We start from the raw sequence: 14,083 nt of genomic DNA, 5'->3' as shown, positions 1-14,083 counted from the left end.
TTGGGTCATTCTTCCCGTGGGGTTTTGGTGCCCTGGGGTGATGCAGCGGAGATTTTATCCATACTTTTTGGAACCTTCTGGTCCGGCTCGTCAAGGACATTGACCGCATCATCTATCTGCTGCGGTGCTAAATGAGCATACCTCAGAGTAACCGCTATGCTGGAATGATTTGCAAGTTTACAAACTGTTTGCAGCGGTATACCGCGCTGCACCAGTCTAGAACAGAACGTATGGCGCAGATCGTGCCAGTGGAAATCCTTCACACCTGCATCCTTGAGCACATCAGGAAACCACTGGCGAGGGTTTTCCAGTGGTTGATCTTTGTACCGGGCACTCAGAAAAACACGATTAGTCTTCTTCGATTTCTTTTCATGCAATGCTTTCATAGCAGCACAACAGGCTTTGTTCATGGGCAATCCGTGTGCTTTGCCGCCTTTGGTTTCAGACTGGCGCAGGTAGATCTTTAGCTGCTTGAAATCGACCTTGTCCCAAGTCAGCATGAATTGTTCGGTCTGTCGCATACCTGTATGCAAGGCAATGGTAAACGCATGCACGTATGATTCGGGATATTTGCCCTTAATGGCATCGATAATGCGTCTTTCTTCATCTGCCGAAAGGTAGCGCTCTCTAAAATTGTTCTCTTTCCGCGCTTCTACCAAACGGGCTACATTGCGAGTCAAATGACCCGATATTACGGCTTTCTGAAGTGCCTTACCTAAGGTAGCCTTGTATCGATTTTTTGTAGCTGGGGCCCAATCTTCATGAGAAGACAACCATACGTCAACATCATCTGGGGACAGATCGGCAGCGATACGTTCGCCCATTTCGGCTTTGATGGTTTCTAGATGTGTCTTTGCGGTACGGTAGCTCTTGGGTCTATGCTCTTTATACCAATCCAGGGCGCGGCCAATTATTTTTCCTAGGGTCTCACCCCTGTGGCGCATATTGGCGGGCAATTTCATCCCCGCTCGCGTTTCCGACTTCCGCTGCTGGTAAAGAACTATGGCGTCTGACTTGCGGCCAACCTTTTCACGCCGAATCTTGCCACCTACCGTGTACCTTATCCACCAAATGCCAGAACCCGGCACTTTTTCATAGACTCCCCGGTGTTTCTTTCCTTCCCGGTTCTTCTTTGCGCCCGACTGTGCCTTGTTTGGCGTCATGGCTCCAGGATAAACCCGACTGACACCTGTACTGACACCAGCACATTTTGGTGGTTTTTGAATCCAATGTAAATTGTTGATTTTTATGGTGACCCCGGGAAGATTCGAACTTCCGACACGCAGTTTAGGAAACTGCTGCTCTATCCACCTGAGCTACGGGGCCATATTGTATACATCAATGATTCTAGAAGGGTTACAGCAGATTTTCAACTCGGCAAGAAAGAACCCAATAGGCCAGTGACCACTTTTCAAGCCACAATCAGCCTACTAGCAAATGCGCGCCGGTGCAATGAGCTGTCGGTCCCTACTGCAACGGCCAGGTTGAAGTCCAATCAGCGTGGAGTTTTAAGATAGCCAACAGCTTCCCTCCGGTTAGCGAACAACAAAGGCACGGATCGCCTAGGGCTTCAATCCTGTAATTGGTTGGTTGAGGCTGGGTAGAAAGCCTGTATGAGACTCGTCATTCCAACGCCAATCAAGTGGCCCCCACCTAAATTGATTGCAGGGCAGAGCCGACCTCAAACATCGCAAGCTGTAGTGCGTGAACGCTATTACTCCCAATGATCTGATATGCTCCATTCTCACCTGCAACCGAGATCTCATATTCGCAGGTGAAATGGTCATAGTCGTCTGTCCTTGCTGGCGATGGCTATGGCATTGGAGATCTGAAAATGCTCCGGCCTCTATATGAGCGAGCAATTACCCTCCTCCTCTACCTCCATGCGAATCCGAAGCTTTACGACGACTTCTTGGAAGTATGGGGCGAGTGGTCATGGTAATGCGCGAAGTGGTTTCGTAAATTCGACACCTTGGCAAAGAGCCCTCAAATAGGCTTTGCGAGTTGCTGGTCCTGAGAGTCGGATGTTGGTACATCACGCTAGTTTGCGAGTGGATGGAGTCGTCTTCATTCGGGATTATCTATCAATAAACAATGGAACGGTAATAGTTGCAGTAATGTACAACTTCCTGAATTCTGGAGTTGAATAATATTAGAAGGCAAGCTAAGTGGACAAAGCTAGAAAGTTTTCTATGTGAGATTCTCCGCAAGTAACGAGTCGATGATAGTTCGGCATTCAGGCAAAGATTCTCTCAGCAATCGCGGCGTAGTGCGTGGCCATCCTATGTCTGCTGCTGTCGATTGTCAGGAGTCGGAGCGACCATACCGATACCACTCTTAACCATCTATTCGTCTAGTGCATCGGAGTCATATGCTTTGTCGCCCACCAACCGTCGAGATCTAGCTTCTCGCCTTTGCATAAATGCCTGGCCAACAGACCTAGTAACTTAGCCAGTTTTCCATCATGAATTCATTGTTAGAGGCGCCGAAGGTCTGGTCGGGAGGATATTCCCTGGGTACTTATTGATGGCCACTGTGCTTCGGGTGCCTAGAGCAAAACAGCATAGATGTATCCTAAGCCCTGTTTCGCCCAAATCTCATCATTAAATGTTTATGAGATGAGCTCTATGTTAAAATATCTCAACTTTCTCTCTATGCTTGGCGATCCCTGCTGATGTTTTCCGGCAGGCTGGTTGTTCTCTGTTTGAACTGCGGTGACTATCGTCTGCTTTGAGGTGAGCAGGACGAGAGCTGAAGAACGCGCATTGCATTAGCGCTTTGTAGGGAAGTGGCGATCGTGGATCATGCATATCTATGGCAGATGTGGCCGGTGGCGGTATCAACCGCATTCTTGTCTGCGCTAGCTGGTTACTCTTGGACGCGACGATCCACTCCTGGTGCCCTTTCGTTCTGCTTCTATTGTGTATTCGTTCTGCTGTGGCAATCGGCTTACGGGCTGGCCCTGGCGTCAATCGATCCGCAAATCAGACTTTTCTGGACAAAGTTCCACTACATGTGGCAGTTGCCAACCGCCGTGGCTGGACTTTGCTTTGCCCTGGAGTATGCCAACTTAGGTAGATTCGTTAACCGAAAAACAATACTACTGTTGTCTATCCCTTGGCTTGTACAGGTGGGGCTGACACTTTCCGGATACTTTCGTCCCTGGGGCTGGCAACTGGGCGAAGGTATGCTCCATAACTTTCGAGCCCGGACTCCGGCGGCTCAGGTTCTATATCTGTACGGCTTTCTTCTAGCCCTCATTGTTCCTATAATTTTCGGCTTTCTGTTCTTTCGGTCGCCTCGACACCGTTGGCCTGCCGGGCTCTGCCTACTAGGCCAGATCTTGACGAGGGTAGTTCTGCTTCTCGGGGAAAGAGGTTCGACGAAGGGAATGCTCGTCAGTACATTTTTCCATACGGGATTTGTGCCAGTAACAGCGGCATATGCACTGGCACTCTTTCGATTCAGACTTCTCGAACTGATACCGATTGCCCGCAAAACAATCTTTCAGCAGATGTATGAAGGTATGCTTCTTCTGGACAGAGAAGAGCGGATTGTGGATTTAAATCCTTCTGCTGAGAAGATCCTGGGACTCAGTGCAGCATCCGCGCGTGGGACGCTGCTACCCGAGCGCTTGGGATTACCACCTCTGGTGATGAACGCCCGAAATGTACGGGAGCCACAGGAGTGCGAAATCCGTATCGATGGTGAGGATGGAGAGCGGTTTTACGTACTGCATCTCTCCCCTTTAAATAATGAGACGGACTATTATCTCGGACGGGTGGTCCTCTTCCACGATGTAACGACGCAGCGGCGGGGGCAGGCTCAGATCCTTGAACAACAACGCACCATGGCAATGCTTCAGGAGCGTGTCCGACTTGCCCGTGATCTGCACGATGGTCTAGCCCAGGTATTGGGCTATATGAAGATGCAAGGCGAAGCGGCTCGCAGTTGGCTAAACCGAGGATCTTCAGAGAAGGCGGAGGACGCGCTGAAGAGTTTGGTTACAGCGGCGCAAGATAGCCTTATTGAAGTTCGGGACTATATCTCTAGTGCTCATGCACAAATCTCCTCGGATCTCGATTTCCGTAGCTACTTGCAAGAGTATCTGGCTCGTTTTAGCACTACATATCATTTACGGGCTGAGCTGGATGCGCCTGCCGATTTGCCGGCACAGATGATGGCGTCATCCGTCAGAACGCAGGTGCTGCGAATTGTTCAAGAGGCCCTCGCGAATGCCCGAAAACATGCGGAGGCATCCTGTGTGCGCGTAATTCTCCGATGGGAGAACGGACGAATTCAAGTTGCTATTGAAGACGACGGCAAGGGCTTCGATGTTATGCAGTCTTCTCCGAATCCTGCCGAGCATTTCGGACTTGAGTTTATGCGTCAAAGAGCACTTGAAATCGGAGGGCGACTTCAAGTGCACTCGTCTCCAGGACAGGGTACTCGGATTACTATGGAATTTGCGCTTGAACCGGAGGTCTTAAGATGAAAATGTTGCTGGTGGACGATCATCCACTCTTTCTGGATGGCCTCAAAAACTTATTAAGTTCCAATGGTGTCGAAGTGGTAGGTACGGCACAGCACGGGTGGGACGCACTGGAGCAGGCACGTTCCTTGAACCCGGATGTAATCCTGATGGATGTACAACTGCCGCAACTTGACGGTTTAGCCGCGACCCGCTTGATAAAGGCCGAGATGCCTCAGATCAAAGTGGTGATGCTCACTATGGATGATCGTGACGAAGCCCTGTTTGAGGCGATTAAGAGTGGTGCCTCCGGGTACATCCTAAAGACCGAGAGCACGGAATGCTTTTTCCAGCTATTGATGGCTCTTGCCGAAGGGGAATCGCCACTTTCGCGAGGGATGGCCGCCCGTCTGCTAAACGAGTTTGGGAGGGGCGCGGAAGCCACTGCCCCGGAGACATCGACCAAGGCGTTATCGGCAAGGCAGCTTCAGGTTCTAACGCTGGTCGCGGACGGACTGACATACAAGGAAGTGGGAGCCAAACTCAACCTTTCCGAGCGAACGATTAAGTATCACATGGCGGAAATAGTACATCAGCTTCAATTGGAAAATCGCGCGCAGGTACTGGAGTACTCCCAAAGAGCAGGACTCCTGCGTTAGATCTGGAGTTCCTACATCTCGTCATGCGAAGAGGGTGGCGGTCAGAAACCGCCACGTGTAGTTCTACAGCTAGAGAAAGAACATCAAGAAAAGTCAAATAGCAATACCCGTGATTCAGCTTGTTTGGTGGTCGTGTGTCAGGGCTGGACTTCAGTCCAGCCGCGGCAATTCTCTTAATAATGGATAGACATTTTCGGTAACGAATGCAGCAGGAAATTGATCAGGCCGAATAGCTGCAAGATACTGTTTGAGAGGATCTTCGCTTGTGGAAGCAATGACCAAAACGCTTGAACGGGTATAGTTTTAATGCCTTTGTTCTTCCCGTTGCATAGGTTACCGAAAATGTTTCTTCTCTCTCAACGAAGACTGTTTTCAGATGGCCTGAAGGCCATCCCTGACACAATGCCTCACCAATGGTGGTAACGACTGAAATTGCTGGTATGTTTCGTCGTTCTTTGTTGATATCTCTTCCCAAAATTGTAGACACTCCAGCGGCTGGCCTGATTTGCAGCAGTAACAGCGAAAACACTCCAGTTATTCCCGGCTTTTGCTGAGCAGCCCTATTTCTCCCCACCTCACTGTACCTTGCTTTTCACGACTGTACTTTTTTGCCCCTTCGACTGTACTTCAACTGTACTCGGCGTACAGTGCGCCGCTATTGCTTCCTCCATATAACTAAGAGAGTAGCTCGATAAGTTACTTAAGTTTAAACACATGCATACAGTTGTGGTGTACGGAACCTCTTTGATGGCGTCGAGCATCGCCGCGACATTACGCGGTTGCCCAGGTATAGACATGGTGCAGCTCGAGGAGGGGCCCTCCGGCTCAATGAATGATCTGGGCTGTCTGGGTGCTCACACGGTCGTTGTCGACCTTTCGGTTGCCAAGCCGGAGTTGCTGTCAGCATTGCTAAGAACGTGCCCCAACCTGTTGCTGATAGGTGCAGATCCTGCCAGTGAAGAACTCCTGGTTCTGTCTTCCCGCCCAGTTCGCGTACTAGGCAGGGATGGTCTGCTTCAACTGATCGAAAAGAACAATAGTTCGGAGAAATTCTAATGAACAATACGGGTTCTCTCCCGTCAGCAAAGTTGCGCAGAAGAATAGCTTATGTTCTCTGTTGTCTTCTGCTGCTTCTGGTGAGGGCGACGGTCGCTTGGGGCGCCACAAGTACCGTTACAACGCTTTCGATTACCTATCCCAATACGGCGATTTATTCCGGGGATCCGGTCACGCTGACCGCTACCGTAAAGACCTCGGCAAGCGTGGCCGTGAGTGGTGGGTATGTTAAGTTTTGCGATGAGTCCATTTCAGCGAATTCTTGCGACGGGGCTGCATTGCTTGGCAAGGCCTGGATTATACGTACGACTACGGGTGGCTATGCACTTGGAACGGCGACTCTGAGGCGGCGGCTGAGTATTGGCACACATGTTATTCGGGCTCGCTATGCGATGAACGCCGTCTATAATTCCTCGTCAAGTGAGACCCAAAACATAACAGTAGCGGCAAATAATTGGCTGCCTTCGACCACGAGCTTGGCGAGTACGGGCTCTGGGGGTAGTTATAGCCTGAAAGCGACTGTGACTTCGCATACTCTTCCGGTGCCATCCGGCACCGTCGAGTTTTACGACAGCAGCGTGAACACTACACTGGGAAACACTCCGCTCGATTCAACTACCATTAGCCAGCAGATGGTGCACGATACGAATCTCTCTTATTCAGTTAGTGGGGCTGTTTACTACGGTTCTTCAATAGGCGATGTCAACAATGACGGTTATCCCGATATGGCCTTTTCAAGCATCTCAGGCGAGATCACCGTGGCCTTCGGAGATGCGAGAGGAAATTTAACAGCAAATCAGACCATTAACACCAATTTCGGAGAACAATATTCGACAGGCAAGATAGCGTTTGCCGATCTGACTGGCGATGGCTGGCTCGATCTCGTGTATGTTGGCGCAGCTGCTAAAGGCGTGTACATTGCAGAGGGCAAGGGCGATGGCACCTTTGGGCCTCTTATAGAGGCCAATAATACGGGTGAGATATTGGCCGGAGATATCATGGTGGGTGATGTTAATGGAGATGGGGCTCCAGATATCGTCATTGGGAGCGTAGGATATCCAACTGGAGTTATCCTGCTGTATAACAATCCGAGTGTCACATCCAATATCACGTGGGCATTTTCGGACTATTATGACATCGGACGTGTTAATTCGCTGGCTGTCGGAGATGTGAATGGAGACGGATATGAGGAGATAGCAGCGTGTGCCCAGCTTAATGACGCCTGTGGAATCATAACGCGTTCCGCTACTACGGGATGGTTATCCACTACTAAGTTGCCAGACGCTCCCAGCACGGCGGGTGGCACTCTTCTCGGAGACTTCAATGATGACGGGAAGTTGGACCTGGTAGTAATGGGCTACAATAGCGACGCTCGTTACTACCAAGGAGATGGCGCGGGTGGGTTCTCTTTGATGTGGAGTACTAACGTTGTGGCTGATCCCGAATTTCCCGGAATCGTTGGGGACTTCAACGGAGATGGGCTTCTCGATTTCATTGGCATCAGCTACTCTCCCGTTGCCGGTTACTTATTTTTGGGCGACGGCACCGGCCATTTCAGTGCGAACCAGATACCAGTTGACCAGGGGATGGCTGCACAAACAGCGGATTTTAATGGAGACGGCTATGACGACGCGATAGTGACTGCATACGGCTACCCTCTTCTTTTGGATTGGCAGACGATGATTTCCGGTACGGCAAGTGTGAATGTGCAAAAGAACGGATCCTCCGCCGACCATACTGTCTTGGCCAAATACAGCGATACCACGAATGCTTATGCGGCGAACAGTTCGAATACGTTGTCCTTGGCCCCTCTCTTGCTTCAGGGACAAATCATCACGATTACGCCTCAATCTCCGTTAGACAGCACATTTGTCTGGGGAACTGTTACATCCGGACCAGTAAGCGCTACATCCGATTCTGGCTTAGACGTGGTTCTTTCCGTGTCTGGCCCCGCAACGCTCGCTGGAAGTGCTCCAAACTGGACCTTAACAGCGACCGGCCCTGGAATTATAAAGCTGAACGCTTCGCAGGCGGGCGATAGCACATATGCTGCGGCAAGCGCTTCGAAAACTTTGGTGGCGCAGGCGGCACCCACTATTGGCTGGTCTGTTCCGGCATCGTTGTCCTATGGTTCTGCTCTGGGGGGGGCGGTCCTGAACGCTACCGCCACCGATAGTAGCGGGAATACGATTGCTGGATCTTTTGCCTATACCACGAGTACCGGCAGCACTCTGCATTCCGGAGATGTGCTGGAGGTGGGGACGTATTCGGTCACAGTTACCTTTACTCCTACTGATGCTATGCGCTATGTAGGTGCAAATGTGACAAAAACGTTGAATGTTGTTCCGATTTCTCCTTCGATCGTGTGGGCCGCCCCTGCAACAATTTCCTATGGAACAGCCTTAAGTGCGGCGGCTCTCAACGCATCGGCGGCGGATAGCGGAGGACATACGATACCCGGCTCATTTGCGTATACGGAGGGCGCGACGCCCCGGCAAATTGGTGACGTATTGCCAGCCGGATCGCATACGATAAAGGCTACCTTTACCCCTACGGATACCACAAACTATGTAAGTGGAGAAAGCACCAGCGTAGTTGTGACAGTGTCACAGATCTCCCCTACGATTGGATGGGCCACTCCTGCAGCAGTTTCCTACGGAACAGCGTTAAGCGCGACGACTCTTAATGCCGCGGCAACCGATGGAGCAGGACATACGATACCCGGTTCGTTTGCGTATACGGAGGGAGCGACGCCCCGGCAAATTGGTGACGTATTGTCAGCCGGATCGCATACGATAAAGGCAACCTTCACACCTACGGATACCACCGACTATGTAAGTGGAGAAAGCACCAGCGTAATTGTGACAGTGTCACAGACTTCCCTGACTATCGGATGGACAGCCCCCGCAACAATTACCTACGGAACAGCGTTAAGCGCGGCGACTCTTAATGCCGCGGCAACCGATGGAACAGGACATACGATACCCGGTTCGTTTGCGTATACGGAGGGAGCGACGCCCCGGCAAATTGGTGACGTATTGTCAGCTGGATCACACACGATAAAGGCGACCTTCACACCTACGGATACTACCGACTATGTAAGTGGAGGAAGTACCAGCACAAATGTAACAGTGTCACAAGCTTCCCCGGTAGTTGCATGGACAACCCCCGCAGCAATCTCCCTTGGGACAGCGTTAAGCGCAGCGATTCTGAATGCTACAGCCACGGACAGTGGAGGACACGCGATATCCGGTTCGTTCGTGTATACGGAGGGGGCGACGCCCCGGCAAATTGGTGACGTATTGCCAGCCGGATCGCATACGATAAAGGCTACCTTCACACCTACGGACACCACCGACTATGTAAGTGGAGGAAGCACTAGCGTAATTGTGACAGTGTCACAGATCTCCCCGACTATCGGATGGACAACCCCGGCAGCAATTTCCTACGGAACAGCGTTAAGCGCGACGACTCTTAATGCTGCAGCAACCGATGGAGCAGGGCATACGATACCCGGTACATTTGCATATACGGAGGGCGGAACACTGCGGCAGATCGGCGATGTACTGTCTGTCGGATCACACACGATAAAGGCTACCTTCACACCTACGGATACCACCGGCTATGTGAGTGGAGGAAGCACCAGCGTAGTTGTGACAGTGTCACAGACTTCCCCGACTATCGGATGGGCCACCCCGGCAGCAATTTCCTACGGGACAGCCTTAAGCGCGACGACTCTTAATGCCGCAGCAACCGATGGAGCAGGGCATACGATACCCGGTACATTTGCATATACGGAGGGCGGAACACTGCGGCAGATTGGCGATGTATTGCCAGTCGGATTACACACGATAAAGGCTACCTTCACACCTACGGACACTACCGACTATGTAAGTGGAGGAAGTACCAGCGTAGTTGTGACAGTGTCACAGATCTCCCCTACTATCGGATGGGCCACCCCGGCAGCAATTTCCCCTGGGACAGCGTTAAGCGCGACGACTCTTAATGCCGCAGCAACCGATGGAGCAGGGCATACGATACCCGGTACATTTGCATATACGGAGGGCGGAACACTGCGGCAGATCGGCGATGTATTGTCTATTGGATCACACACGATAAAGGCGACCTTCACCCCTACTGATACCACCGACTATGTAAGTGGAGAAAGTATCAGTGTAGTTGTGATAGTGTCACAGATCTCCCCTACGATTGGATGGGCCACTCCCGCAGCAGTATCCTATGGTACAGCACTAAGCGCGGCGAATCTAAATGCTACAGCTATAGATAGCGAGGGGCACGCGATACCCGGATCATTTGCGTATACAGAGGGGGCGAACCTGTTGCAGATTGGTGATGTGCTTCATGCCGGAGCGCATACGATAAAGGCAACCTTCACCCCTACGAATACCACCGACTATGTAAGTGGAGGAAATACCCGCGTCGTGATGAGTGTGTCACAGGTTTCCCCTGTGATTGCATGGACACCCCCCACGGCAATTCTCTACGGAACGGCACTGAGTGCAGCAATTCTTAATGCGACAGCAGTGGATAGTGGAGGCAATGCAATACCCGGTACATTTGCTTATATGGAAGGCGGAGCTCTCCTGCCGATTGGTGACGTGCTGTCTGCCGGGTCGCACACGATAAGGGCGATCTTTACCCCCACAGATACTACCGACTATGTAAATGGAAGCAATGTGCAGGTAACTTTGAACGTAAATAAGTACTCACCGGCATTGACTCTCACTTCCGATTCCGGCAATACGGCGCTGGGTTCGGTGGTGCACCTCACGGCTTCGTTGAGTTTCAACTTCTGCTCAGGGTACGTGACATACTTTGACGGACCTACCGTGCTGGGCATGGTCCCGGTCAGTTCCGGCCAGGCTGTATTCCCGAACTTGACAGAGTGGGGCGGCGGTCGCCGATTGCATGCGTTCTATACGGGCAGTCAAGCCTGTAGGGCAACCGAATCTTCTTCTTTAACTGAGACGGTTGCGCCAAATTCCAGTAGAAGTTTCAGGAGCAAGGGGACCTACAACTTCGGATCGAATCCAACTGGACTTATCCTGGGCGATTACAACCAGGACGGGATCGCAGATTTAGGCGTTCTAGATTCAGCTGGGGGAACACTGACGGGAGCTCTGGGACGTGGCTCTGCTAACTTCACTAGCGTCGGTACCTTATTGTCCGGACGCGGCGATATGAGAGCGCTAGTGGATGTGAATGGCGACGGATATCCGGATCTGGTGACTGTCGATTCTACGGCGGGTACTATCAAGATATATCTGGAAACCGGGTATATGTCGTTATCCACATCTGCCCAGAGTTACGCTGTGGGCGCCAATCCCAAAGACGTCGCTGTTGGCTATTTCAACAATGATAGTTATCCCGATCTAGCCGTCACCAACTCTGGAGATTCCACAGTTACCCTTTTGCTGGGCAAGAGCGATGGGACCTTTCTGCCAGGAGGTACACTCGCGGTCTCGGCTCCGCCCTCCGGTATAGCCTCGGCGGACGTGAATGGGGATGGGATGACAGATTTAGTAGTGACTACTCCGACGACCGGATCGGTCGCGGTATTCCTCGGCGACGGGAACGGAAGCTTTGCGAGCCCAGTCACTTATGCTGCAGGCTCACAGCCAACGGGATTGGCGGTTGGCGATGCTGACGGAGATGGTAAACCCGACGTAGTAGTTACAAACTACGATACTGGAAAGATCAGCCTGCTGCAGGGAGACGGGAGTGGTGTCTTTACTCTGACCAATAGCTACACTGTCGGCAAGCATCCGACAGCGGTAGCCATGGGTGAATTCAATAACGATGGCTATCCCGATTTGGCTGTGGTTAACAATGGAGACGGTACTGTAGAGATTCTGCTGGGAGGCTCTGTCCCGGATCTCACTGTCGGAATTACCCACAGCGGCCAGTTTAGTCCCGGACAATCATCTGCCGATGGAAAGTTTTCGATTGTTGCCTCTAACTCCGGTTCTATTGCCACAACCGATGCTGTAGGCGTAAATGTGACCGTGTCGGATGGAATGACTGTTGGCAGCATCGGAGGAACGGGCTGGAGTTGTAGTTCCATCGCGGCTGTTCCGATGCGCTGTAGTCGCACCGATGCACTGGATGCTGGGGCTTCCTATTCTCCAATTGACGTCATGGTAAAGGCCAACGCCGGGGTTACGACCGGTTTGACGATCAATGCCACCGTAGAGGGCGGAGGGGAACTCGACACGACGAATGACAGCGCGTCGGATACCGTTAACGCTTCTCAGGTGGGAACCACGACGACGTTATCTGCAGATTCTGCAACTTATGGCAGTCCTGTGATGCTCACGGCAAGAGTGGCGTCTTCTTACGACACGGCCAGCGGAACTGTAGTCTTTAGTGAAAATGGAGCTGAATTGGGTCGGTCTTCCCTTAATTCGGGAGTTGCGACTCTGCCTTTATCCACTCTCGCAGTCGGCACGCACGACATCGAGGCTGACTATCAGGGAAGCGGTGAATTCCAGAGCAGTTCAGGGAGCTTGAACGTCCAGATTTCTCCCGCGTCCCTGACGATAACGCCACGATCAGTCTCGAAAACATATGGTGCAAGCGGTCCAGCATTGAGTTATACGATCACGTCGGGGAGCTTGTTCAATAGCGATCGTATCGACCAAGTGACACTGAGTTCGTCTGGCGCTGCAACAACGGCGACAGTAGGCACATACCCAATCACCGCATCGAACATATCGGGAAGTGGACTGTCGAACTATACCATCACTTATGGTTCCGGGACGCTCAAGGTCGATCCCGCAGCGATGACCATAACAGCCCAATCGGTTTCGAAGGTTTACGGTACTATTGCTCCGGCGTTGAGCTACACAATCACATCGGGGAGCTTGTTCAATAGCGACCGCATCGACCAAGTGACACTGAGTTCGTCCGGCACTGAGGCAACGGCGGCAGCGGGTACATATCCCATTACCGCATCGAATGCGTCGGGAAGCGGACTATCGAACTACGTTATTGCTTATGGAGCCGGAACACTCACGGTGACACAAGCGATGGCGGGCATAACCCTCAACTCTACGGCGAGCACGGTCATGCTCAGGAGCAACTTCACTCTGACAGCGAATGTCTCTTCGAGTGTTGGGACGCCCTCCGGGACTGTTACCTTCTTCGATGGATCGTCATCGCTGGGATCTGCCACTCTGAGTGGCGGAGTGGCGCAATTGAGTGCCGCGCTTAGCAGTCCGGGCAGCCATGCGGTTACGGCCTTCTACAACGGGGATACTAACTTTTTGAGCCTGACCAGCTCCGCCGTAAGCGAAAAGGCAATCGACATTGTTGTGGGTACGGCGACTACCACAGGTGGTGGTTCGACGGCTAAGGTGCTCCCTGGGACATCCGCTGCCTTTAACGTTTCGATCTCTCCCAGTACCGGGACCAACTTTCCATCGGCAATTACCTTGACGCTGAGTGGATTGCCTTCTGGAGCGACGGCGATGCTGGGGCCGTCAACCTGGGTCTCCTCCGGAAATGGCGTTACCTGGGCGCTTCCAGCAAACACCGTTCTGGATGGAGCAACAACAATCACTGTACAAATGCCAGCTGCTACCACAACGGCCAGATCGGACAAGAGCCCATTGGGAAGAGGATCTGGTCCGATGCTGCTTGGCTTACTTCTACTGCCCCTTGCGTCGCGAATGCGACGTTCCGCGGGCGTCTTACGCCGCACCTCGGCACTGCTTCTGGTTCTCTGGGTGGCAGGGATGGTAGTGGGGATGAGTGGTTGCGGTACGAATTATGGCTTCAATGACCGAACGCAACACAACCATGTAGTTACAGTCACGGTAAGTTCTGGGGCTCTTTCGCACAGCACCAGCTTCACCGTTCAGACCCGGTAGGGAGG

The 14,083-nt window shown here is 52.1% G+C and carries 5 protein-coding genes, 1 tRNA gene and 1 pseudogene; 4 read left to right on the top strand and 3 right to left on the bottom strand.

Going from position 1 to position 14,083, the window contains the following annotated elements:
• Positions 1-5: 5 nt before the first annotated feature.
• The 3 genes and pseudogenes from AC6I7T_RS06135 to AC6I7T_RS06125 form a co-directional block, all read right to left on the bottom strand.
• Complete coding sequence (locus tag AC6I7T_RS06135; RefSeq protein WP_497792448.1) at positions 6-1,163, bottom strand: tyrosine-type recombinase/integrase; 1,158 nt, start codon at positions 1,161-1,163, stop codon at positions 6-8.
• Positions 1,164-1,249: 86 nt separating this feature from the next.
• Positions 1,250-1,326: transfer RNA gene (locus AC6I7T_RS06130), tRNA-Arg, on the bottom strand.
• A 327-nt stretch (positions 1,327-1,653) separates the two neighbouring features.
• Positions 1,654-1,782, bottom strand: a pseudogene (locus AC6I7T_RS06125) (DUF6968 family protein); the annotation flags it as partial.
• A 1,015-nt stretch (positions 1,783-2,797) separates the two neighbouring features.
• Here AC6I7T_RS06125 and AC6I7T_RS06120 point away from each other — a divergent pair.
• The 4 genes from AC6I7T_RS06120 (at position 2,798) to AC6I7T_RS06105 (ending at position 14,078) form a co-directional block, all read left to right on the top strand.
• Positions 2,798-4,495 (top strand): histidine kinase N-terminal 7TM domain-containing protein, encoded by a 1,698-nt coding sequence (locus AC6I7T_RS06120; protein WP_497792447.1) that lies wholly within the window; start codon positions 2,798-2,800, stop codon positions 4,493-4,495.
• A complete protein-coding gene (locus AC6I7T_RS06115; protein ID WP_497792446.1) occupies positions 4,492-5,130 on the top strand; it encodes a response regulator transcription factor in 639 nt (212 codons plus the stop codon). The genes AC6I7T_RS06120 and AC6I7T_RS06115 overlap by 4 nt, the downstream gene beginning before the upstream one ends.
• A gap of 714 nt (positions 5,131-5,844) precedes the next feature.
• The gene (locus AC6I7T_RS06110) at positions 5,845-6,186 is read left to right on the top strand and encodes a hypothetical protein (protein WP_497792445.1); all 342 of its coding nucleotides are present in this window, start codon (positions 5,845-5,847) and stop codon (positions 6,184-6,186) included.
• Positions 6,186-14,078: a beta strand repeat-containing protein gene (locus AC6I7T_RS06105; protein WP_497792444.1), complete on the top strand. Its 7,893-nt coding sequence runs from the start codon at positions 6,186-6,188 to the stop codon at positions 14,076-14,078. The genes AC6I7T_RS06110 and AC6I7T_RS06105 overlap by 1 nt, the downstream gene beginning before the upstream one ends.
• Positions 14,079-14,083 lie beyond the last annotated feature (5 nt).

The sequence above is a fragment of the Humiphilus diazotrophicus genome, from assembly GCF_059726315.1.
Note: the sequence above shows the minus strand (reverse complement) of the source record. Positions and strands in the feature narration are given on the sequence as shown.

Coding starts and splice junctions, on each gene's coding strand:
- AC6I7T_RS06135 (WP_497792448.1), bottom strand. CDS start 1,163: ATGACGCCAAACAAGGCACAGTCGGGCGCAAAGAAGAACCGGGAAGGA.
- AC6I7T_RS06115 (WP_497792446.1), top strand. CDS start 4,492: ATGAAAATGTTGCTGGTGGACGATCATCCACTCTTTCTGGATGGCCTC.
- AC6I7T_RS06110 (WP_497792445.1), top strand. CDS start 5,845: ATGCATACAGTTGTGGTGTACGGAACCTCTTTGATGGCGTCGAGCATC.
- AC6I7T_RS06105 (WP_497792444.1), top strand. CDS start 6,186: ATGAACAATACGGGTTCTCTCCCGTCAGCAAAGTTGCGCAGAAGAATA.